We start from the raw sequence: 22,128 nt of genomic DNA on the forward strand, positions 1-22,128 counted from the left end.
AAAAGAAATCAAAAATTTACATACAAAGATATAAAGCACTGGGATCATCCTAGTGCTTTATCATATATATTCTACCATTCTCTTGCTCTAAAGCCCTACCACAAAACCAATATTAGGTATTAAACCACTTGAAAACACACTTGAGTTTTCCTTCCAAAGGACATTATACATTAACCCAATCTGCATGAAAGAATTATTTCCAATTCTCTGCATATATCCTCCTCCCAGATATAAAGCCGTCTCCTGTTCATTGGTTGAATAATCATAATATTTATCCTTGTAGTTAATAAAATATTGCTGTAAGTTTGCTCCCAAGTAAAACGATCTACCGATATAATAATTCATAAATGGGCCTACCCCGAACATGGTTGATTTAAAAGAATTGGAAGTTTGCCATGAAACACTTCCCACGACTCCTCCTTCCAAATCATCAGTAATTTTATATCCTACTCTGGGTGAAGCTTGAAGGTAAAAGGCACTATTACTTCCGAATCCAATACCAATTCCACCTCCGAAAGTCCACTTATTATTACCCTGAGGTGTAGTTCCTACTGCCACTTGGGAAAACACTGATGCTGAGAAAAACAGCATGAGAGGGATCATAAATTTTTTCATATCTATTGTTTTTATCAATATGTAAAATTATAATTTTTTTTGCGAAAAGGATTATCGTAATTTTGCAACCGGTAAGATAAAGATAAAAACTTTATCAGAAATATTATGAAAGTAGTTGTCGGATTATCAGGAGGAGTAGATTCCAGTGTGACAGCATATTTGTTGCAACAACAGGGTTATGATGTGGTTGCTCTATTTATGAGGAACTGGAATGATGCTTCCGTGACGTTAGAAGATGAATGTCCTTGGATTGAAGATAGTAATGATGCCCTTATGGTGGCACAAAAACTAGGAATCCCTTTTCAGGTAATTGATATGAGTGATCTTTATAAGGAACGTATCGTAGACTATATGTTTGCTGAATATGAAAAAGGAAGAACACCCAATCCCGATATTTTATGCAATAGAGAAGTAAAATTTGATGTTTTTATGAAAACGGCAATGTCTTTAGGAGCGGATAAAGTAGCTACAGGACATTATGCAAGAGTAAATTCCAGTTTTGACGAAAATGGAAAAGAAATATTCCATCTTTTAGCTGGAAAAGACAACAATAAAGATCAGTCTTATTTTCTTTGCCAGCTAAACCAAGATCAATTATCTAAAGCGTTGTTCCCTATTGGAGAACTCACCAAACCACAAGTAAGAGAAATTGCGAAAGAAATTGGATTGGTAACCGCTGATAAAAAAGATTCTCAAGGATTATGTTTTATTGGAAAAGTGAGCCTTCCTCAGTTCTTACAACAACAACTGGTCCCAAAAGAAGGTGAAATTGTAGAAATTTTCAAAGATTCAGGTCATTTTGGAAAGAAAACACCAGAGTTTTCTTCAAAACAGGAAGAGCTCGAATTTTTAAGCCAAAAAATAAGTTATAAAAAATCTGATGGAAAAGTCATCGGAAAACATCAAGGGGCTCAGTTTTTTACTATCGGACAAAGTAAGGGATTAGGAATTGGCGGACATAAAGAAAGCTGTTTCATTATCTCAAGAGATATGGAAAACAATATTCTTTTTGTTGGAGAAGGACATCAGTTTCCAGGATTATTGAAAAAAGCTTTAAAAATTGATAATTCTGAGCTGCATTGGGTACGTGAAGATCTAAGATTGAAAAATGGAGAGTCGATGGAAGTAATGGCAAGATTCCGATACAGACAACCTTTACAAAAAGCAACTTTATACCAATTTGATGAAGCATTTTATATTGAATTCGAAAATCCTCAGTCTGCTATTGCAGAAGGCCAATTTGCATCTTGGTACATCGATGAAGAACTTTTAGGAAGTGGTGTAATTTCATAATTAAAGTATATATTTTTATATTTATTAATAAGTCATAAACCCGAAGCTTGTGTTTCGGGTTATTCATTTAAAGCTGTTCTCATTAGAAGAGGTATTTTAGATAGTAGAAGATTATTTCTGCTATGGTATTTATGATTTTAAAAATGATAAATACATTTTGTTATTTATATGAAACCATAAGTTGTAATATATGGGAGAGATATTTTATTTACTGTAATCATTTTAATAATAGTTTGAATAATTTTAAAATTATAAACCATAAGAAGATATTATTATTTTTATTCAAAAACGCCTAAATCATTATAGTATTTAAAGTTAATTAACTTTTTTAATGTTTTTTTAATAAATAATATTTGGCATTATAAATTTACTTTCTATCTTTGCATCACACTAATGATAAAAACACGAAGTGATGAATATAATTAATCTTTTAAATCCTAAGGGTTTCGCTAAATTACCGAGCGTTTATTCTCCGTTTGAAAGAATTATGATTCTAATTCCTATTTCTAGCAGTTTTTATTCATACAATTAATCCTAATTATATTGGGGACATCATATCTATTTTTTAAAGGACTTAGTTTATTAATTTGATTATCTTCTTTTAATCTATTCAGTTTTGAAATAAGTGCCCTTTATTTAGAATAGAAATTAAAATTTCCATCTCCAATATTCGAATTTTCATTTTCACTCGAGATAATAAAATTATCTCTACTTAAATCTATACCTATCACTGTGTGTTTATTAACACGTCGATCAGGTAAGGGATTACAAGTTACTCCCTTTTTTGTACTACCCTTTCTCTATTGGTTTCAATAATCTATAGATGGTAAACTGTGCCCTTTTGTTTTTACATTTAAAACACACATTAAATGCTTAAATAATATAGTTTTACAAAATCTGTGACCATAATAATTTTAATAATTGTAACCCTCTATTCACTTTTTTTTTCTATTATTTTGCATTATAATTAATATCAATATTAATCTTTAAAAAAAATACAAATGAAAAAATTTATTTTAGCCAGCTTCTCTATAAGCTCATTAATTTCTTTATTCCTATTTAGTGATCATAAAAATCACCCCCATACAGCACATTTACACTTAGAACAGGTAGAGTCTATTCTGTGCGCATTAGTTACCACTTTAGTAGTAGCAGGAACAGGTTGGATAGCTCATCTTAAAATCAGAAGATAAAATTTCATTCTGATTATAGGGTAGATAAACCTTTTAGCACCTATTTCTTTTCCATCATACGAAATGAATAGGCCATCTGCTTAATCAGTAAAAATTTCTACACAATAATAATAAAAATACAACGTGATGAATGCCATTAATATTTTAAATCCTAAGGAAGATGCTCAATTGCCAAGCGTTTATTCTCCATTTGAAAGAATTATGATTCTAATTCCTATTTCTAGTAGTTTTTACTCCTATATTTAATCCTGATTGTATTGGGGAAATAAGTCGATTAATTTAGTTATCATCTTTTTTAATCAACCCAACTTCTCTTCTACCTTATTTCTTTTATTTTATTCCGTTTTGGAACTCTCTCCTACTTATATTCATTATCACTCGCAATAATGATATCTAGGGCGCCAATCCCATAATACATTTTAATATATGTAGGAAAAAGGTATTATCAATATTTATTTAAAATCGAATTATTACCCGCTGTTAGCTAATAATATAGTCTAGCTAATGGATAGGTATGTTAAATATTAATCTTTTAAAAAAAACAAATGAAAAAATTATTTTTTGTAGTTTCTGTAATGGCTTGCTCATTTATTTCCGCACAAAAGTCCGAATCGGGAGTTAAATTTGGCGCAAAAGCCGGCATTACCCTTTCAAGTATCATTTCATCTCCGGAAATTGAGAAAATCGGAAATTCAAGAACCGGAATTTATGTAGGTGGTTTTGCCAATATTCCACTAGGTCGTTTTTTAAGTATACAACCAGAAGTACTTTATAGCCAGACAGGATTTAGAAATGCCAATCAAAATTATTCTTTATCAACGAAGCTTCCCGATGGAAATGTAAGCAGAGAAATAGTTCAAAAAAGCACTAAAGCTAATCTTGATTATATTTCTGTACCCGTTATGCTTCAATTTAATCTTACTAGAGAATTTTATCTTGAGGCAGGTCCACAATTTAACTTTCTTGTAAACAATAAACAAACAATAAAAAATATAGAGGGAATTATAAACAATAATAAAAAATATGACACAAGTGGATTTGAATTTGGTTTCGCTCTAGGGACAGGATATTATTTTACTGAGAATATCGGTGTTAGTGCAAGATATTCTTTCAGTGCCACCTCAATGGTTGATCAAAATAATACCGGAAAAATCTATGATCAACATAAAGCGAAAGCAACATCTTTATTACAATTAGGTATCATTTATAAATTCTAATATTAATTCAAAAAAAAATGAGGGTCTGAGACTTTAAGAGATCTGCTTCTAAAAAGTAAAAAACATTCAGCAATTTAAATCTAACATTATGGGAAAAACAATTCAATTATCCTTACTTATTTTATTAATGTTTAATTATACACACGCACAAATTACCTCCACTTTTGATAAAATTATTAAAAAAAATTATGACATTCTAGAAGTCAATATCAAGAAGATCTCGGATAGCCATGTTGAGTTTATGTATCCAGACGAAGATATTTTAAATACCGTTGATACTCAATTGATCCATAAAATCATACTAAAAAATGGAAGAATTCAAGAATTTGAAAATAATAGAAATTTTGATTCTAAAGAACAAAGAATCCTTAATGCAAAAAGGCAACCTATAAAAAAGAATACAATAGCCGTTCTTCCTATTCCGCATTTCACTTCAAATACATCCCATATATCGGAGAGATTATCCCAAGAGGCGCAGAACTATCTTTATAAAGAAATTACTGAAAGGGCATCAAATATAACACCCTTGACTGTACAAGACATCAGAACTACAAATAACCTTCTCAAAAAAGCTGGAATTGATTATAATAATATTGAGGAAATAGCAATTGAGGATTTACAGAGTATTTTAGGGGTAGATAATGTACTAGCAGTTAAAATAAATTGTACAGAAAACATTTTATATTCCGATGTTACTAAGATAGTATATGGATATATTCATACCGAAAGAGTACAAACAGGCATGAGTTTTGACTATGAAGTTTATTTTGATGTATATAAGCATACCAATAAAGTATATTCAAAAGTTAGAACACCTCTTCTAAGGCTTAGCACTAGCTGGAAAGATTCAGTAATCTATTTACTAAAAAGAAGTCCTATTTACAATTAGTAAGATTAATAATAGGCTTTAAATACTTGTACTTACTCGGGATTATACATTTCCGGATGATCCTTGATGTTTGTTTACAATTTTATTAACTCATACTTTTTACTATCTCATACAAAGAGCACTTTATAACACAACAATTTTGTAAGATTCTAGACTGTTGAATCAAATTTATCTAAAATTATTTTACCAAATAAATACAATTAATTTAAAAAGGGTTGCTACCTCATAGCTCAATTATTATGAAAATATTAAATGTAGAACAAATGAAAAAATTGCAAGGAGGAACAACAAATCTTCCAAAATGTCTTTTGGGTACCGTTGGTGCAGGGATGTTAGGAGGTGTAGGTGGAGCTAGCTTAGGTAGTGTAGCACCTGGTGTAGGAACAATTGTTGGAGCAGGAATTGGGGCTATAGGCGGGGCAATGTCCGGAGCAGCAGCCTCTTGTTTTTAAAACTAATTACCCCCATAACTTCCACATTGACAAAATAATCTAATGATATAACTGGAATTGAAAAAATAACAACACTCTTTCCAAAAGAGAATAAGTGAAGATAGGTTTGGATTTTTATAATCTGAACCTTTTTTCAAAAATCCTTTATTATCCAGTTGTGAAGTTTTGTGGAAGTTGAACTATAGTTTTGTAATAATTTTTTGAGCAGAGCCTTTTGTAAGTAAAACCTTCTATTTCAATTATAAAATAACTTGAAGACATCGAATCTAATAGTATTGATTATAGACAGTTATATAAATAAATCAACTCACTAACCAATCTTTAAAATCCTTTACACGATCACGACTTACAGAGATTTCTTCCTGAGGTTGAAATTCCAAAACTACCTTATAGTAAGGTGAGGTGTGGATATTCTTAATATAGTCTGAATTAATTATATATTGTCGATTTGCCCGAAAAAATTTCTTCTCATCCAGAATATCTTCCAGCTCTTCCAATGTAAAGTCTGATGGGTAAACCCTTTCTATGGTTTGTAAATACACAATTTTATTTTCACTAAAAAAACAGCTTACCTCTTGGGTCTGAATAATTTTCAAATTATAGCCAATTTTCACTAAAATACGCGAAAGAGTTGTCTTCTCTTTCTTTATTAACTGCTTAATATCTTGTGAGTTTACAGAGTTATCTGAAGGAATAAATGATTTAAACTTCTCAATTGCACTCGATAAATCTTCATCTAAAATTGGCTTTAAAAGATAGTCAATACTGTTGAGTTTGAAGGCTTTCAATGTATATTGATCGAAAGCTGTTGTGTAAATAATAAAAGCTTTTGTAGGAAATTTCTCAAATATATCAAATGATAAACCATCACCTAAAACAATATCCGAAAAAATAAGTTGAGGATGTTCATTTTTTGAAAACCACTCAACCCCTTCTTCTACTGACTCTATTTTAGCAATTATATCAATTTCGGAGAACACGCTAAGCATTCTTTCAAGTTTTCTAGATGCGGGTTTTTCATCTTCAATAATAACTGTTTTAATCATTGAGTCTATGGTTTTAGTTTTAAAATCTGAAATAAAAATAATAAAAGCCAGTTTACTTTAAAAATTAATCGGGTCTTTTGTTTTTCTCATTTCATGTTCCAACACTTTTCTTTCCCAAGCAGAATTAAATAGGAATAGTTTTACTGATTTTATAATCAAAACGATGCCCCATATTGTCAATATCAAGGAGACGTTGAATTCTGTAATACCCAATATTCCTTTCTTAAAAAAATTGGTAAAAAAAATAATAAGTGCAACAATTCCAAACCCTGTAAGACTTTTATAAAATCTTTTCAACTGAGCGACTCTTTTATATGCTTGATTATAGTTCATTGTGATGATTTTAAATGATTTTTCCTTTATTTTCTTTATCCATCAATTCTTTTATTTTTCTCTCTTCCCAATCTTTTCCAATTCCGAAAGTATTTATTGCATGGGCAATTATCCCGATCCCCCATCCTAACATAGGCCAGTAAAACCATAAATGTTGAGGAGATGTTATCAAATTTAAAATGAATAAAAAAGGTATGACCAAACAATAAGAAGTAAGGTTTCCATAAAATCCTTTTATCTCTTTTACTCTTTTTGACGCTCTTTCATAAGCTCGATTTTCGGGGTTAAAATGTGTTTCCATAATTATTTATTTTATAAAAATTAAGTTGTTTGTTTTTCTTATGTCAAATTTATAGCAGAAACCCATCTTAATCCAATTTTATCTTACCGAAAGGTAAATTATGCCTTCCGAAAGGTAAAATTATATTAAAAAAATAAAACGCCGAGTTTTGACGCCTTCTAATATTACCTTTGCCTAGGCTTTTAATAAAAACAATATTAGAATAACCGCAATAAAACTGAAATTCAATAATATATATTGCCATATGGCATAATTTTAATATCTTTGCACACTTTTAAATTAAAACACAATTGAATGAAAAAACTCTACACGGGAGCGCTTACTTTATGCGCTATTTCTATCTTGTTTTCACAAGAGGTAATTTGGCAAAAAGATCTCCACTCCACCACCCAGGATTTTCTAAGCCAGGTCACTACCACTCTTGATAGACAATACTTAGTAACTGGAAGTTCAATTCAGAGCAATCAAGTTCCAAACGTAGGTAACAAACAAAATAATGGTTATGATTTCCATGTGGTTAAGCTTAATCAACAAGGAGAACAAGTTTGGGAAAAATATTTCTCAGGGAATAACCATGACTTTTTATCGGCTACAGTATCCACTCAGGATGGAGGACAGCTTCTAGCAGGAACCTCCTATTCCGAGAAAGGATTGGATAAAAAAGAAGATTCCAAAGGTGGTTCGGATATCTGGCTCATTAGGATTAATGAATTCGGAGATGAACTTTGGCAAAAAACGATTGGTTCGGCAGCTGAGGAAGAAGCCAGAGCCGTTATTCAGACAACTGATTTAGAATTTTTTGTAGCAGGAAATATTCAGAATTCAGGTAAAGGATATGGATCAAAAGATGTTCTTATCATAAGACTGGATAAAAATGGAAAAGAATTGTCACAATTGATTTTAGGTGGTAGGGCAAACGATGAGATTGAAAAGATGATTCCTACACGAGATGGCGGTGCCTTACTAGGGATTTATTCGAGAAGCAGTGTCAGTGAAACCAAGAAAACGGAAAACTTTGGAGAAGCTGATTACTGGATTGTTAAGCTGAATAAGGAAGGAAAAATAGAATGGGAAAAAAATTTTGGAGGAAGAGATGATGATCACATCAGAACATTGGCTTTAACCTCATTCGGGTATGTCATTGGTGGTGAAAGTCGTTCAGGACAATCAGGAAATAAAACGGTAGGATTGGAAGAAGGAACAGATTTGTGGTTGATATCATTGGATGAAAAAGGGGAAGAGATATGGCAAAAGTCTTACAACTTTAAGAATCGTGATGTATTAATGGGAATGAGTACAATTCAGGGCAAAGACCTTACCAAAGGAATATTACTTGGAGGGTATACTCAAGCTGAGGGGAAAATGGAAACAGGAGATATGACTTTTTGGATGCTATACCTCGATGGAAATGGAAATGAACAGTGGAGGAAACACGTGAAAGGTGAATCAAGAAAACGAGAAGAGCGATTATCAGATATTCAATTAAACAAAGATGGTTCCATCATTTTAGCAGGAACAAGTGCTGAGGAATTCGGTAAAGAAAGTTGGAAGATTGTCAAGCTTGGAGATAAACAGATCGATCAATTAATTGAAAAACAAGATATAAAGATCTATCCCAACCCTGTATCAGACTACGCATATGTAGAAATCGGATTTGATTTCAAGGAAGCGGAAATCATTTTATATGATATGAGTGGAAGACAAATACAAAGTTTGAAAACGAAAAATAAGGTGACCAAGATCAATACACAACCTTTAATTCAAGGGGCTTATTTGGTTACCATTAAAACAGATACGGATAAAGCAGCGAACGCGAAATTGATTAAGAAATAACACTAAGAATGAAAAAAATATTATTTTTAATGCATATTATGATAGCTTCTCATTGCTATCATAGTCAAATATCAAGTGCCAATGTGGGGATTACTAGCCCTATCCCTTCTATTTCGGCATTGGCAACGTATACCAATATGCCTGTATCTATTCAGACAGGAATACCCAATATCTCGAATGATCTTTTCAGTGTTCCTACGAATAATAAGGCTGTAACTATAAATATGAGCTTAAATTATCATGCCGGCAGTCTTATGGAAGGTGGTTGGATTGGGGAAGTTGGTTCAGGATGGTCTTTATTAGGTCCTTCCGTTATTTCAAGGGAAATAATGAATGACTTTGATGAAGCTTTTGATGATGCTTCTTTCTTCAATTATATAAAAAATCCTTTTGATGATATTTATATTTTTAATATCCCGGGAGAAACAGGAAAATTTAGGTTTATCAGAAATATAGGAAATAATACCTTCCAATTAGTCAAAGTAACTCCTTCAAATGCTAAAATAGAATATACACGAACAAGTAATTCAGCTACTCTTATTATAGATTCTTTTACAATTACCAATGATAAAGGCATCAAATATAAGTTTGAAACATATAGCACCCATACCATGTCGGTGTGGCAATCAACACCAGGAATTTTAGGTCCTTTAAGAACGGCTTCTAAAAAATACAGAAGTGCTTTTTATTTAACGTCAATTCTGGATGAAAACAATCAAGAACTTGTAAAGTGTAATTATATAGAAGATATTACTTATGAAATAGGAACTCCTTTTATTGACTCTTATACGAAAAAGCTTTCCCAAATAGAAATAAAAGATCAAGGGATTATACAGCTTGAATATGGTAAAGATGAAAGTGTAGTGGGGAATTTAAATAAAAAATACGACAAATTCTATGTCAAGAATCTCACCTTAAAAACCAGCGATAATCGTTTTGTATCAAAATATATATTAAACTATATAGATAGTGATGCACGAAAATTGCAATCATTGAGCAAAGTAGATAAAAATGAGGCTATTGTAGAGAAAACAAGTTACGAATATGAACAAGTCCAGATGCAGACATCAGTTGGATTTACCTATAAACTTTTACCTATCAAAAAAATAATATTACCTACCGGAGGAACTATCCAATATGATTTTGATATGGTTCCAAACTATCCGGTTTTTGATAAAGGAATGCTTCACATTAAAAGGGTAAAATATTTTGATAACCAGAATATAACAACATCTCCTTCTAGAGTTGAAGAATATGATTATCGTGATTTTAATAATCCCAATAATTCAAGTGCTTATTTTGTAAGTGATGGAACTTTTGATGGAACTACTCCTGCCAACCCTTCTATTATATACAAAAATGTAAAGATTTCTGACGGAAATGGATATACAAAATATTATTTTATCGCTCCTGATTCCTATCCTGAAGAACCCTATGAGGTAGGGGGAACATTCCTTTTTTGGCCTAACTACCTCATGACAAGAGGGGGATTGATACAAAAGAAAGAGATTTATAATTCAAATAACCAAAAACAAACTGAAGAATCTTTTGAATATGTCTTCCGTGATACACCGTATCCCAAATTTTTTATGATTAATTCTGGGTTTGCTAACTTTTATGTAAAACCTATGTTGATTTTAAACCAAAAGATAAGCTCAAAAACCTATTTCAATTCCGGATATTCAGAAACTAAAAAGGAAATTACCAATAATGATAATCAATTGGTGGAAAAGGAAGTAGAAACCTCTTTTGATGGTCAGATAAAGGAAACGTCCTATTTCTATGCTATGGAAAAAGGAAATCAGAAATTGATCAATGCTAATATCTTGGGAGTTCCTTTAGAAACAGTAGCTACGAGTAAAAAGAATAGTTCAGATCCCGGAAAAATTCTATTGAAAAAAGAAACGAAATATGAGTCCATCACTCACAATTTCCCCACTTCAATGATCATATATGATATTCCTAATAATATAACAAGTACTGAAGCTACTTTCAACCAATATGACACTAAAGGAAATCTGGAGCAATATACAACGAAAGAAGGAGTTCCTGTTACCCTTGTTTGGGGATATAAAAAGACACAGCCTATTGCAAAAGTTGAAGGAGCAACCTCCGCACAAGTCGCACCTTATATCGCAGATATAGTATCCAAATCTGATCTTGATGTAGATGCCGCTTCTGAAAAAATATTATTGAGTGCTTTAGATACTTTCAGAAATAATTCTAACCTCATCGGAACTCAAATCACCACCTATACTTATGATCCTTTAATTGGAGCTACTACTATTACACCTCCTTCCGGAGCTAGGGAAATTTATCAGTATGATTTGGGCAACCGCCTCGAAAGCGTTGTGGATGAAAGAGGTAATATTTTAAAAGAGTATCAATACAACTACAAACATTAATTATAAAAATCATGACAAAAAAGATAATATCATCTCTTGTATTGTTTGTAGCACAATCTTTTTTTGCACAGACCAATACAGAAAACTATATTAAAACAAAAGTATACCTAGATTCTGTAAAAACAACAACTCAGATCAACCGACAAGTCGTAACGGTCCAATATTTTGATGGATTGGGAAGGCCAAAGCAAGTTGTGAATGTAAGAGCAACTCCTCAAGGTAAAGATATTGTAACTCCCATAGAATATGATCCCTATGGAAGACAAATAAAAGAATATCTTCCTATTCCACAAGCCAATACTTTAGCCGGAGCCTACTATTCTTCTTTTCAACCGACCAGTTCTGGATATTACGGTGCAGAAAAAATCTATTCCGAAAAAGTGTTAGAAAGCTCACCTTTGAATAGAATTCAAAAACAGATACAGGTAGGAAATGATTGGGCCCAAAAACCCGTTACGTTCTCTTATGATCTTAATATTGCCTCAGACAATGTACAAAAATATGAAGCAATAGCCACATGGGATACACAAAATAAAATGTACTCTAATGTACTAAATCATACTCAAGTCTATCCGATAGGAAAACTGTATAAAAATACGACAATAGATGAAGATGGCAACAAAACTTTTGAATTTAAGAATGGAAAAAATCAAACCATTCTTATAAGAAAAATGCTCCATGCTACCCAATATGCAGATACCTATTATATTTACAATGAATATGATCAATTAGCCTTTGTTATTTCTCCTAAGTCTTCAATAGAAGCATCGTCTATTGCTATGGGAGCTCAAATTCCTGATACTATTTTAAATGATTATTGTTATCAGTATCGATATGACAGCAGAAACCGATTGGTAGAAAAGAAACTTCCGGGAAAAGGTTGGGAACATATGGTGTATGATAAAGCAGATCGACTCATCTTCACACAAGATGAAGTCATGAGGGCTTCCGGAAAATGGTTATTTACAAAATATGATTCATTTGGTAGAGTCATTATCACAGGAATAGTAACCGGATCTTATCGAGCAGATATGCAAAACATGATCGCCAACAATTTGATTATTGAAAGCAGAAATGCAGCAGGATTTACCAAAAATGGAATGCAGGTACAATATACCAATAATCACTTTCCTTATCTTGAAACTGTATTATCTGTAAATTACTATGATACGTATCCTACATATAGTTTTAATCCTTCTTTTCCAAAATCAATCTTAGGAGTAACGACTTTAAAAGATATCGTTTCTTCTGCAGGTAAAAGCACAAGAGGCCTTCCTGTTATGAGTTTAATAAAGAATATTGAAGATGATAACTGGACGAAGAATTATATGTATTACGATACGAAAGCAAGAGTAATTGGGACTCATTCCATTAATTATCTGGGTGGATTTACAAAAACAGAAAATGAACTTGATTTTACAGGAGCTATTAAAACCCTAAGGACCTATCATAAAAAACTAGATACTGATACCCAAAAAAGGATTATAGAAAGTTTTGAATATGATCATCAAAACAGACTTACCAAACACACCCATCAAATTGACCGACTGCTGCCTGAAGTTCTTTCAGAAAATACCTATAATGAACTTTCTCAATTACAAACAAAAAAAGTAGGTGGAATAATGGGGACTTCCCCTCTCCAAACTATTGATTATCAATACAACATAAGGGGATGGATGACAAAGATCAATGATCCTTCTAATTTGAATGGAAAATTGTTTGGATATGAGATGAAATATCATAATCCGATCAATACTTCTTTTTCTCATCCGCAATATAATGGAAATATCACAGAGATTGATTGGAAAACTTCGAATGATAATATACTGAAAAGATATTCTTACAGTTATGATTCCTTAAACAGGCTGTCGTTCGGACACTATTCTGAGCCGAATAGTACAATTCCGCAGGAAGATCACTTTGGAGAAGCTACCGAATACGATATCAATGGTAATATTACCCATTTATATAGAAACGCTAAAAATCCGAATGGTTTAGCCATGCAGATTGATAATCTTACTTATACCTACTTAGGAAATAGATTAACTAAGGTAGTTGACGCAACTCAAAATTCTTATGGATATTCTGGAACAGGAAATCCTATAGGTTATGATAACAATGGAAATATGATCAGTCATCCTGATAAAGGAATTAATAGTATTAGATACAATTTTTTGAATCTTCCGACAGAAATTAAGGAAAATTCAGGGAATACAAATGCTGCTATTACTCGTTATATATATCGAGCAGATGGAGTAAAAGTGGCAAAAAGCTATGTTCTCGGAATAGGAACAAAGGAGACCCAATACTTAGATGGATTTCAATATGACAATAATGGTACTTCCAATTCATTTACTCCAACTTCTACCTTGAAGTTTATTCCTACTTCAGAGGGCTATTTTGATTTTGTAAAAAATGAGTATATTTACAATTATACAGACCATTTGGGAAATGTACGTTTAAGCTACTTTAACAATGGATCAGGAATAGAAGTTCTTGAAGAAAACAATTATTATCCGTTTGGATTGAAACATCAAGGGTATAACATACTAAGTGGAAATTCTAGTTATCAGTACAAATATAATGGTAAGGAGTTACAGGAGACGGGAATGTATGATTATGGCGCAAGGTTCTATATGCCGGATATCGGTAGATGGGGTGTGGTGGATCCGTTGGCGGAGAAGATGAGAAGGCATAATCCTTATAATTATACTTTTAATAATCCGATAAGTTTTATTGATCCAGATGGCAGAGAAAGCTTAGGATGGGGGCTAAAAGATGGGGTTTGGAGCTGGCAAAGCGATCTTACTGTAAACAATTATACAAAAAGAGGTTTTACTGAATATAAAGATGATGGTAGTGTAATTGAAGATTCTTTTATACAAGGTAAAGAAGAAGAGAATACCGGTAAAACCTATTTAGGATTTAATGGAGAAGCTTCTTATTTACCAACTGATAAAAGTAATGGCTCAACAGGCCTTTTAGGTCTATCAAATTGGTTTAGAGATATTATTGGAACAACTCAGGAAACATTTTACAGTTTTTCTGGTGGTAAAAATGCTCCTGACAAAGAGACTCTTAATAAACTGAAACCTGGAGATAAAATTGAGAGTAATGACTTACTTCAATGGTTATCCTCTATTGGAAAAGGAAAGTTTGACTTCAAAATGAAAACATCGGATAAGCTCTTGAATATTGAAAAGCGTCTCACAAAATTTATTAAAAGTGATAATTATGATAGTATTGATGTTACTCACAATATTTGGAATAAAGATGCTAGCCACTTAATTGATACTATTCATAGAATTTCCAATACAAATGAAGGTATAGAAAATTATTATCAAAAGACTTCTCCAAAGTTAGACTCACTTAGCAGCTCAAGATTACATAATTGGGCAATAAAAAATTATGGTAAAAAGAAATGAAAAGAAGTAAAATAATATTATTTTTTTTGTCTTTAATTCTATTATCTTGTACGAAAAAAATAGATAAAGATTTTATAAGTTCTAATGATATATTTAATGATATTACCAATTTAAAAAAATATGATAATGTTCAGAAAATAAATGCTGATACTTTAATCAAAATTAAAGCTAGTAATAAAGAATATATAATTGAGGGCTATATAAATAAAAATTTAAATAAAAAAACGGGATGGTGGACAATACATGATATTAATAAAATCAATAAAGTTAGGCTACAATACATTGATTTTGAAAATAAAGAAAATATTAATCAATATATTTTTTATAAAAACAATTTTATTGACTCTGTAAGAAGTAAATTTTATTCATTAAAAAAGAACGGGTATATTTTAAATTATTATTTTCATACTCCAAAATCAAAAGAATCTGTCTTGTCCGCAAACTTATATTATATTATACTGGATGAAAACAATAACATTTTAAAAGAATCAAAAATTGAAAATAAAATAAACAAAAGTCATTATTATTTGTTTAAATTAGAAACCCCTATAGCCAAAAAGGTTATGATCAAGAGTCTATTTTCTGAAACATTAAATGTGAATGATAAAAGTTTAGGAACAAATGAAATACTTACTGAGGATTTAATTGTACCCTAAATCCACTTCCTAGAAAAAATTGTCTCCTATGTTTGTAACATCAAATGTAGGAGATTTTTATCTATCTCTTTACCCTATCTAATTAGAAAAACCAAAAGAACAACAATTTATATTTGCACCTTTTATAGTATCTTGGCTACGTTGCTTTAAAATATGTTGCTTAAAGCAAAATCATACAAAAAAAGAAAATATTTAGTTTCAAATTTTATATTTATTTCTTTTCGATTAAGTAAGTATATTTACAACTATACAGGCCATTTAGTAAATGTGCGTTTAAACTATTTTAACAATGAATCTCTTGAAGAAAACAATTATTATCCGTTTGGATTAAAGCATCAAGGGTATACTATCTTGAGTGGAAATCCGAGTTATCAGTACAAGTATAATGGTAAGGAGTTGCAAGAGACCGGAATGTATGATTATGGTGCGAGGTTTTATATATCCGATATTGGAAGATGGGGTGTGATAGATCCGTTGGCAGAGAAGACTTAGGCTGGACGGCAAGAGGGAATTTATTATGGAAATCAGAACAAGGCGCAATGAATTTGGGAATACAGCAAAATACTCATATGTTCAACCCTTGGATAAAAAACTTTAAAACAATACCGTAATGTTTAATTTTGTGAAATTTTATAAAGGATTACTAAATAGAACTAACTATTTTGATAATTATTGGGACCAGTTTCCTTCGGGGAATCTTTTACGTTTTAAAAACGAAACGCTTTCGTTATTGAAAGGCAATCTAGTAAATAAGGATGAAAAAGGCCTCGCTAATACGCTTGCTGTGATCTGTAACGATGGGGCAGACGGAGATTATACCGATATCCTATTACAACTTTTAGATGAGAAATGGCATACTTCAGAGGAGGATATTATCACTATTCTTGAATTGATCAAAGATCCTAAAAGTATAGATAAATTATACGAAGTTGCTATTAATATTCCTGATTATGATGATATGAGAGCTTTAGCAAAAAAATGTATGTGGGCTTTGAGTGCTATTAACACACCCAAATCAATAAATAAGCTCAGATTATTACAAGCCTCTAATGACCCCATCATAAAAGAAAATGCAATTTTTCAAATCGAGCAAGTTCTCAATAAGAATTAACTATTAAAGCAATATCTTCAGGCAAAGGATAAGATTGTTCGTGGGGCAATAAATCCTTTGCTTGATTTATTTTATTTCTCTTAATAAGCTGATGAATTTCTTTGCAATATTCTGTAATATTATCGATACTAATAATCCAGTCTTTAGTATAATTTTCTACTGCTATGTTAGATAAGCCAATCTGAATAGAGCGATAATTTAACGGTTCTAGAAAAATATTTTTTTCCGGGTCCCACTGAATTCGAACGGGTGAATTTTTTAATATTTTTCTTCATGGGATTTATAAATATCCTTATCAAAATGAGACAAACAAGAATTTTTTAAAGCCCATTCAAAGTCTAATTTTTTTATTTTTTTGCCAATATATTTTCTTTAGTTCCCCAGCCCAATCTATATATCATCTATAAAAAGGAAGGCTTAATCCAAGGCATTCTTTCTTTTTTAAAATGGGTGAAAAAAAGGTCTGATTATTTACTACTGATTCAGCAATCATTGTAAACCCGGTTATTGGAAACAATTCTAATAGCTCATAAATAATAAAAACCAAAGCAAAAAATTTTACTTTGGTTCAAAACTTTATTCTTCCCTTGAAAATATATCTCGATTTCAGAATCGATCAATATATAATTTTATCTATTAAGGATTTCATAGAGATTATTGATAGTTTCCTTTACCTTATGATAATAGTCATCTGAAAAAGAAAACTCATCTGAATATCTATTGGCTCCGATTAAAAACTCTTTTAAATGATCTTTATGAAGGACATTCGCTTCATCCGTAAAAGCTTCCCGAAATGTATTTAAATAGTCATAATAGGGCGATATTAAAGGATTTAAAGTGACCTCGTTTTCTACCCTACTTAATAATGAAATATATTGATCTTTAATTTCCTGGGATTCTACCATGGTAACTGAGTTTGTTTTATTAAATTTTGAAAAGCATCATTCCTTATTATCTGAGGGATAAATATTTGTTGATCACCTCCAGGTAAATGTGGATTTGTAATACCTTGTTCTATAAGCTGTTTAGCTGTTGATCCTAACCAAACTTTTAAGGTTTGCCCTTGAGGCACTTCATACACATACATTTTACTAAAATCATTCCAAGCGGGTTGAACAGCAGTTCCTCCAATTACATTTCCCACCGATGAAGGTTTCTGCAATGTCCAATACCCTCCTCCCGGAGCACCTCCTGTAACACGATAAATTTTAGTTCCTGCCTGCAATTCAACAGCTGTAGCATCTACAAAATTCGCAGCTTCTATAGCGGGTAAATCCAGAGCCGCATTATTCCAAGAAGAATTTGTTTTAGCTGATGATAATCCATTACGAACATAACTTGATTTTACAATTCCCGGTATATTATCCCAATCTTCAATATGAACACGTTGATGAAATATACTTTTGGAGGTTTCTAATTTACTTACTAATGCCTCTTTATTGGTTGCTTTATTAAATGCAGCAAGAAGTTTGCTTTCATTCAATCCTTTACTGATCCATTGGTTAACTTTCGTTAATGCTGCAGGACTTAAGAAACTGAATGCCCCTTTGTTAACCTCCGAAATTCCTTTACTAAAAGTTTGATTGCTAGAAACTTCTTTTTCCAGAGTTGTTACGTTTAATTTTGTCCACCTGTTTTGAGGATAATCATAATAATAAAAACCCCGAGTATCTATATTGACAGTTTGTCCTACACGATTAGAAAAAGAGGGAGCAGCCGTAACAAAAATCAAAGTTCCATCCTGGCCTTCTCTATAAACTCCTTTAAGGTCTGCATTATGCAATGCATCTCCCGATAATCTCGGGGAAAGTAACCCTTCCGATGTTTCTCCATCAAGATTCTTGGCATTTACTTCTAATGTAGCTTTAGGGGACGTCGTATTAATCCCAACTTGACTCATCAAAGGAAAGGAAAATAGCATACTTGCTAATAAAACAAATAATTGTTTTTTCATGTTAATTTTTAAAATTGTTATTATTGAGTTTATATAATGATCCTAAACTTCAAGAAGTGATGCATAACGAGACTGCAACGAATTTTAAGGGCGCAAAACTACAAAAACATTAGAAAACAGAAAAAACGCATTATTTTATAACACTTAACCAATAAACAGAATAAAAAAATGAAATATCAATTAAAAAATGAAATATTAAAACAATAATAATATATAGAAAGAAAAATATAAAAAATATTGCTTGCAAATAAAAACTACAATAATGTAGAAATAAAACTATTGTCTCTGAAAAACCCTGATTTATATATCATTATAAAAAACTAAACATCCGAAATTCTTATCTAATAAATAAATGGAAGCAACTTTTTCGTTTTTTTTCTATATTCTATATACTCTTCTCCAAATCTTTCTATTAATGCTTTTTCTTCAATCATTATTCGATAGCTAAAAGCTAAGAAAGGAATTAAAAATGCTAGCGCTAGAGAAATCCAATTATTTAAATACAATCCTAATCCCAAAGAAGTCAGTAAAGAAAAAGCATAAGAGGGATGGCGCAAGTATTTATAAAAACCTTCTTTTTTTATTGCGTGATCATCTTTAATAGCAATATCAACGGTAAAATATTTCCCTAAAGATTTAATAATAATAAATCTAAAAACAATCCCCATCACAATAAATAGCTCTCCTAAATATACAATCCAAGCAGCGTGAACAATAGGAAAATCTATGAGATAAGAGACCGTAACAGAACTCGCAATAGAAAAAATAATGGCAATCCATAAGATGTCCAAAGTTGAACTATCTTTATTTTGATCACGATCTTCAGATTTTAATCTCTTTTTATAAAAGAATTCAGTAAGGAACCAAACCATCATTAAGATATAAAAAAACATATGAATGACGCTCATAATTTATAATTTTAGACATTATTTCATTGAAGGAATATCAACTTCTATTTGTTCATCAATTCCTTTATTTTTTTATCTTCCCATTTTGTTCCTAGGAAAAAATTAGGTAAAAAAACGCTCATTCCATATATAATCAAGCCTATTCCCCAAAATAAAGGGACTAGAAAATATTTTATTCTCCAAATGGTCTCACCAGGTTTTAACCCTTTATAATTAAGAAATAAAATGAAAATATTTACCGCTATATAAATGAAAAAAAACGTATAAAAATTTTTCAATTTCTTCACTCTTTTTGCCGCTTTTTTATAGCGGATATCATTATGATCTATATTTTCCATGGTTTACAATTTTTCTTGATTCTGTTTTTCTAAAATTTCCCTGATTTTCCTATCCTCCCAATTTTTACCAATAGCAAAAACACTTAGTCCATGAGCAATAACTCCTATTCCCCAACCCAACATTGGAAAATAAAACCAAATATTTTTTGAACTGACAATAAGATTTATGATAATTAAAAATGGGATAACAACACAATATGAAATCAGATTTGCATAAAAGCTTTTTATTTCTTTGACACGCTTCTGAGCTCTTTCATATACTTTATCTTGATCTATACTTTTAACATTGATTGTATTAGGTTTAGTATTAAGTATTGGAAGTCTTACTTTAAAAAAATCTTCTGATTTTTCTATAAAAACATTTCTTTTGGTGAGTAAAGAATACCTTTGAACAATATTGGCTAACCCAATTCCTGCGCTCTCCTTTATCTGCTCTCTTACTTGAAGATTATTTTCAATACAAAGTGTATCATTTTCAGAAAATATCTTAATTTGTAGAGGTCTTGAGGAAGTCGCAAAATTATGTTTGATGCAATTTTCAAGCAACAATTGTAAAGAAAGTGGAACAACAAACTTTTTTACACTTTCATTTCGAACATCAAATATAAAATCAACACTATCTTCAAACCTCGTTTTCAAAAGTTCGCAATATACTTTTGCAAAATCAATTTCATCTTCTACTGTAACCAAATCTTTATCCTTCTGTTCCAAAACATATCTATAAATTTTAGACATAGAAGCCGTAAACTTTTGGGCCTGATGAGGATTTTCATCTATTAAAGAACTCAGTACATTTAAAGAATTAAAAAGAAAATGAGGATCAAGCTGATTTTTCAGACTTTCAAATTGAGCATTGGCTGATTTCGCAATGAGTTTCTGCTCTACCACTTCTTTTTTAGAGGTTTTTCTAAGCTCATCCATAAATCCCTTGGCATGAAGGAAAGCAGATATCAAGAGAGCTATATTGATCATAAACCAATTCGTTGTCCCATATTTTTTAGAAAAAAAATCTTCGGTGGTTGCCACTTTCTGAATAACAACGAAATTCATATAATTACAAAAATAAACTAAGATAAAGTTCCCTAAAATAATAGAAATGACACTAAGTATGGTTCTTGTCCTCGTTGCTTCCAACCAAGGAAATTTCTTATTTAAAAATTCATTTATAGCCCCATTCCCAAAGCCAAGTAAAAAGGAGTACATGGTAGAAATAAGAAGTGTCATCATAAAACTCCTGAAGCTTTTTTCATCCGTAAAAAACAAAAAGAAAAACAAGCTGGTAGCCAAAGACACCCAAAGTAATATGATTAACCCTTTACGTTTCATGATTCGTTTTATATATCCTAAAATTAGCTCTATCTAAGAATAATAAAAAATATTTTTTACCGAACTGTCAATTTATTACACCGAATAGTAATAAAAAAGTTTTCCTTTCAGTGAAGGAAAACTTTTTATTGATAGATTACTTACCTGCTTGACTGATAAAATATTCTGCCTCTCCCCTTCCCCAACTTGGGTCAATTGAAGATTTTGGCTTATATGTATTGAACTTATTCAACGCTTCTTTAAACAACTCTATCCCCTTTGTTTTACTTCCTCCATATTGCTCTGGCGTAAAATACATATCTTCTGCCTTAATCAAAGCTATTCGAGGATTATTTGAGTCCAATTGTTCTGCTATCTTTAGCTCTTCAGCAGCTTTCACACCATCTGTCATATATTTCTGTTGTGGATTTTCCATCATGCTCAATGAATAAGCCATTTTCTTCAATAGATGTATTTCTGCATTATCTTTTCCTGCTGAAGACTCCGCCTGGTCAAGATACTTAAAGGCTGCCTCTGAATAAGCAGATAGTCCTTCCATTTTTCCATCTCTCATTTGTATTCTCCCTTTTTGAATCTGTGCAAACGCAGCATAATAAGAAGGAAGCCATTGGGTTGTTTCTTTTTTTCCAATTCGTTCAAAATCATTAGCTAACATTTGATAGTCTTCAGTGGTTTTACACATCTCCAGTTTAGCAATTTTTTCGGACATTACTTTTTCATAATTAGATTGTCCATAAGAGATTAAGCTTATACAAACTAAAGCAATACTTAAGACATATTTTTTCATAGTTTCTTTTTTTTAAAGTTAAGTAATATTTAAAATGATTTTAATG

20 protein-coding genes and 1 pseudogene are annotated in these 22,128 nt (G+C 31.3%); 10 read left to right on the forward strand and 11 right to left on the reverse strand.

The genetic code is table 11. The annotated features are described in order from the left end of the window. Window positions 1-87 precede the first annotated feature (87 nt). A complete protein-coding gene (locus CHRY9293_RS06670) occupies window positions 88-615 on the reverse strand; it encodes a hypothetical protein (protein WP_162032289.1) in 528 nt (175 codons plus the stop codon). Window positions 616-720: 105 nt separating this feature from the next. Between CHRY9293_RS06670 and mnmA the strand changes: the two genes are divergently transcribed. From mnmA to CHRY9293_RS06690, 4 genes are all read left to right on the forward strand, one after another. Next, window positions 721-1,908, forward strand: coding sequence for a tRNA 2-thiouridine(34) synthase MnmA (mnmA, locus tag CHRY9293_RS06675; protein WP_162032290.1), 1,188 nt, complete (start codon window positions 721-723; stop codon window positions 1,906-1,908). Between the two features lie 1,738 nt (window positions 1,909-3,646). Continuing rightward, window positions 3,647-4,318, forward strand: a complete 672-nt coding sequence (locus tag CHRY9293_RS06680) for a porin family protein (RefSeq protein WP_162032291.1) — start codon at window positions 3,647-3,649, stop codon at window positions 4,316-4,318. A gap of 88 nt (window positions 4,319-4,406) precedes the next feature. Further along, complete coding sequence (locus CHRY9293_RS06685) at window positions 4,407-5,207, forward strand: DUF3365 domain-containing protein (protein ID WP_162032292.1); 801 nt, start codon at window positions 4,407-4,409, stop codon at window positions 5,205-5,207. A 239-nt stretch (window positions 5,208-5,446) separates the two neighbouring features. Next, window positions 5,447-5,659, forward strand: a complete 213-nt coding sequence (locus tag CHRY9293_RS06690; protein WP_228455485.1) for a Blp family class II bacteriocin — start codon at window positions 5,447-5,449, stop codon at window positions 5,657-5,659. A 302-nt stretch (window positions 5,660-5,961) separates the two neighbouring features. Here CHRY9293_RS06690 and CHRY9293_RS06695 read toward each other — a convergent pair whose 3' ends face one another. Genes CHRY9293_RS06695 through CHRY9293_RS06705 form a run of 3 tightly spaced genes read right to left on the reverse strand, consistent with a single transcriptional unit; the run spans window position 5,962 to window position 7,339 of the window. Further along, window positions 5,962-6,705, reverse strand: a complete 744-nt coding sequence (locus CHRY9293_RS06695) for a LytR/AlgR family response regulator transcription factor (protein ID WP_162032294.1) — start codon at window positions 6,703-6,705, stop codon at window positions 5,962-5,964. A gap of 57 nt (window positions 6,706-6,762) precedes the next feature. Next, on the reverse strand, window positions 6,763-7,038 hold the full coding sequence (locus CHRY9293_RS06700) for a 2TM domain-containing protein (protein ID WP_162032295.1): 276 nt from the start codon (window positions 7,036-7,038) through the stop codon (window positions 6,763-6,765). A gap of 10 nt (window positions 7,039-7,048) precedes the next feature. After that, entirely contained in the window at window positions 7,049-7,339 is a 291-nt protein-coding gene (locus CHRY9293_RS06705; RefSeq protein WP_162032296.1) for a 2TM domain-containing protein, read from the reverse strand. 294 nt (window positions 7,340-7,633) lie between these two features. Between CHRY9293_RS06705 and CHRY9293_RS06710 the strand changes: the two genes are divergently transcribed. From CHRY9293_RS06710 to CHRY9293_RS06735, 6 genes and pseudogenes are all read left to right on the forward strand, one after another. Next, a complete protein-coding gene (locus tag CHRY9293_RS06710; protein WP_162032297.1) occupies window positions 7,634-9,172 on the forward strand; it encodes a T9SS type A sorting domain-containing protein in 1,539 nt (512 codons plus the stop codon). Window positions 9,173-9,180: 8 nt separating this feature from the next. Beyond that, window positions 9,181-11,577, forward strand: coding sequence for a hypothetical protein (locus CHRY9293_RS06715; RefSeq protein WP_162032298.1), 2,397 nt, complete (start codon window positions 9,181-9,183; stop codon window positions 11,575-11,577). An 11-nt stretch (window positions 11,578-11,588) separates the two neighbouring features. Further along, complete coding sequence (locus tag CHRY9293_RS06720) at window positions 11,589-15,002, forward strand: DUF6443 domain-containing protein (protein ID WP_162032299.1); 3,414 nt, start codon at window positions 11,589-11,591, stop codon at window positions 15,000-15,002. Next, a complete protein-coding gene (locus tag CHRY9293_RS06725; protein WP_162032300.1) occupies window positions 14,999-15,658 on the forward strand; it encodes a hypothetical protein in 660 nt (219 codons plus the stop codon). The genes CHRY9293_RS06720 and CHRY9293_RS06725 overlap by 4 nt, the downstream gene beginning before the upstream one ends. Before the next feature lie 228 nt (window positions 15,659-15,886). Then, a pseudogene (locus CHRY9293_RS06730) lies at window positions 15,887-16,141 on the forward strand (RHS repeat-associated core domain-containing protein); the annotation flags it as partial. Window positions 16,142-16,268: 127 nt separating this feature from the next. Continuing rightward, entirely contained in the window at window positions 16,269-16,769 is a 501-nt protein-coding gene (locus CHRY9293_RS06735; RefSeq protein WP_162032302.1) for a HEAT repeat domain-containing protein, read from the forward strand. Here CHRY9293_RS06735 and CHRY9293_RS18940 read toward each other — a convergent pair. The 7 genes from CHRY9293_RS18940 to CHRY9293_RS06770 form a co-directional block, all read right to left on the reverse strand. Further along, window positions 16,756-17,034, reverse strand: a complete 279-nt coding sequence (locus CHRY9293_RS18940) for a DUF4291 family protein (RefSeq protein ID WP_162032343.1) — start codon at window positions 17,032-17,034, stop codon at window positions 16,756-16,758. The two genes, CHRY9293_RS06735 and CHRY9293_RS18940, sit on opposite strands and share 14 nt — an antisense overlap. A gap of 364 nt (window positions 17,035-17,398) precedes the next feature. Continuing rightward, window positions 17,399-17,674 (reverse strand): hypothetical protein, encoded by a 276-nt coding sequence (locus tag CHRY9293_RS06745; protein WP_162032303.1) that lies wholly within the window; start codon window positions 17,672-17,674, stop codon window positions 17,399-17,401. Beyond that, window positions 17,668-18,723 (reverse strand): hypothetical protein, encoded by a 1,056-nt coding sequence (locus tag CHRY9293_RS06750; protein ID WP_162032304.1) that lies wholly within the window; start codon window positions 18,721-18,723, stop codon window positions 17,668-17,670. Before CHRY9293_RS06750 ends, CHRY9293_RS06745 begins: the two co-directional genes overlap by 7 nt. 341 nt (window positions 18,724-19,064) lie before the next feature. Then, window positions 19,065-19,631: a methyltransferase family protein gene (locus CHRY9293_RS06755; RefSeq protein ID WP_162032305.1), complete on the reverse strand. Its 567-nt coding sequence runs from the start codon at window positions 19,629-19,631 to the stop codon at window positions 19,065-19,067. 44 nt (window positions 19,632-19,675) lie between these two features. Continuing rightward, entirely contained in the window at window positions 19,676-19,969 is a 294-nt protein-coding gene (locus CHRY9293_RS06760) for a 2TM domain-containing protein (RefSeq protein WP_162032306.1), read from the reverse strand. 3 nt (window positions 19,970-19,972) lie between these two features. Continuing rightward, complete coding sequence (locus tag CHRY9293_RS06765; protein WP_162032307.1) at window positions 19,973-21,295, reverse strand: 2TM domain-containing protein; 1,323 nt, start codon at window positions 21,293-21,295, stop codon at window positions 19,973-19,975. Window positions 21,296-21,431: 136 nt separating this feature from the next. Beyond that, window positions 21,432-22,082: a hypothetical protein gene (locus CHRY9293_RS06770; RefSeq protein ID WP_162032308.1), complete on the reverse strand. Its 651-nt coding sequence runs from the start codon at window positions 22,080-22,082 to the stop codon at window positions 21,432-21,434. Window positions 22,083-22,128 lie beyond the last annotated feature (46 nt).

It is taken from the genome of Chryseobacterium potabilaquae (assembly GCF_902728265.1).
Lineage (GTDB): Bacteria > Bacteroidota > Bacteroidia > Flavobacteriales > Weeksellaceae > Chryseobacterium > Chryseobacterium potabilaquae.

Excerpts from the sequence above, each read along its gene's own strand:
- CHRY9293_RS06670 (WP_162032289.1), bottom strand. The coding sequence starts at position 615 with ATGAAAAAATTTATGATCCCTCTCATGCTGTTTTTCTCAGCATCAGTG.
- mnmA (WP_162032290.1), top strand. The coding sequence starts at position 721 with ATGAAAGTAGTTGTCGGATTATCAGGAGGAGTAGATTCCAGTGTGACA.
- CHRY9293_RS06680 (WP_162032291.1), top strand. The coding sequence starts at position 3,647 with ATGAAAAAATTATTTTTTGTAGTTTCTGTAATGGCTTGCTCATTTATT.
- CHRY9293_RS06685 (WP_162032292.1), top strand. The coding sequence starts at position 4,407 with ATGGGAAAAACAATTCAATTATCCTTACTTATTTTATTAATGTTTAAT.
- CHRY9293_RS06690 (WP_228455485.1), top strand. The coding sequence starts at position 5,447 with ATGAAAATATTAAATGTAGAACAAATGAAAAAATTGCAAGGAGGAACA.
- CHRY9293_RS06695 (WP_162032294.1), bottom strand. The coding sequence starts at position 6,705 with ATGATTAAAACAGTTATTATTGAAGATGAAAAACCCGCATCTAGAAAA.
- CHRY9293_RS06700 (WP_162032295.1), bottom strand. The coding sequence starts at position 7,038 with ATGAACTATAATCAAGCATATAAAAGAGTCGCTCAGTTGAAAAGATTT.
- CHRY9293_RS06705 (WP_162032296.1), bottom strand. The coding sequence starts at position 7,339 with ATGGAAACACATTTTAACCCCGAAAATCGAGCTTATGAAAGAGCGTCA.
- CHRY9293_RS06710 (WP_162032297.1), top strand. The coding sequence starts at position 7,634 with ATGAAAAAACTCTACACGGGAGCGCTTACTTTATGCGCTATTTCTATC.
- CHRY9293_RS06715 (WP_162032298.1), top strand. The coding sequence starts at position 9,181 with ATGAAAAAAATATTATTTTTAATGCATATTATGATAGCTTCTCATTGC.
- CHRY9293_RS06720 (WP_162032299.1), top strand. The coding sequence starts at position 11,589 with ATGACAAAAAAGATAATATCATCTCTTGTATTGTTTGTAGCACAATCT.
- CHRY9293_RS06725 (WP_162032300.1), top strand. The coding sequence starts at position 14,999 with ATGAAAAGAAGTAAAATAATATTATTTTTTTTGTCTTTAATTCTATTA.
- CHRY9293_RS06735 (WP_162032302.1), top strand. The coding sequence starts at position 16,269 with ATGTTTAATTTTGTGAAATTTTATAAAGGATTACTAAATAGAACTAAC.
- CHRY9293_RS06745 (WP_162032303.1), bottom strand. The coding sequence starts at position 17,674 with ATGGTAGAATCCCAGGAAATTAAAGATCAATATATTTCATTATTAAGT.
- CHRY9293_RS06750 (WP_162032304.1), bottom strand. The coding sequence starts at position 18,723 with ATGAAAAAACAATTATTTGTTTTATTAGCAAGTATGCTATTTTCCTTT.
- CHRY9293_RS06755 (WP_162032305.1), bottom strand. The coding sequence starts at position 19,631 with ATGAGCGTCATTCATATGTTTTTTTATATCTTAATGATGGTTTGGTTC.
- CHRY9293_RS06760 (WP_162032306.1), bottom strand. The coding sequence starts at position 19,969 with ATGGAAAATATAGATCATAATGATATCCGCTATAAAAAAGCGGCAAAA.
- CHRY9293_RS06765 (WP_162032307.1), bottom strand. The coding sequence starts at position 21,295 with ATGAAACGTAAAGGGTTAATCATATTACTTTGGGTGTCTTTGGCTACC.
- CHRY9293_RS06770 (WP_162032308.1), bottom strand. The coding sequence starts at position 22,082 with ATGAAAAAATATGTCTTAAGTATTGCTTTAGTTTGTATAAGCTTAATC.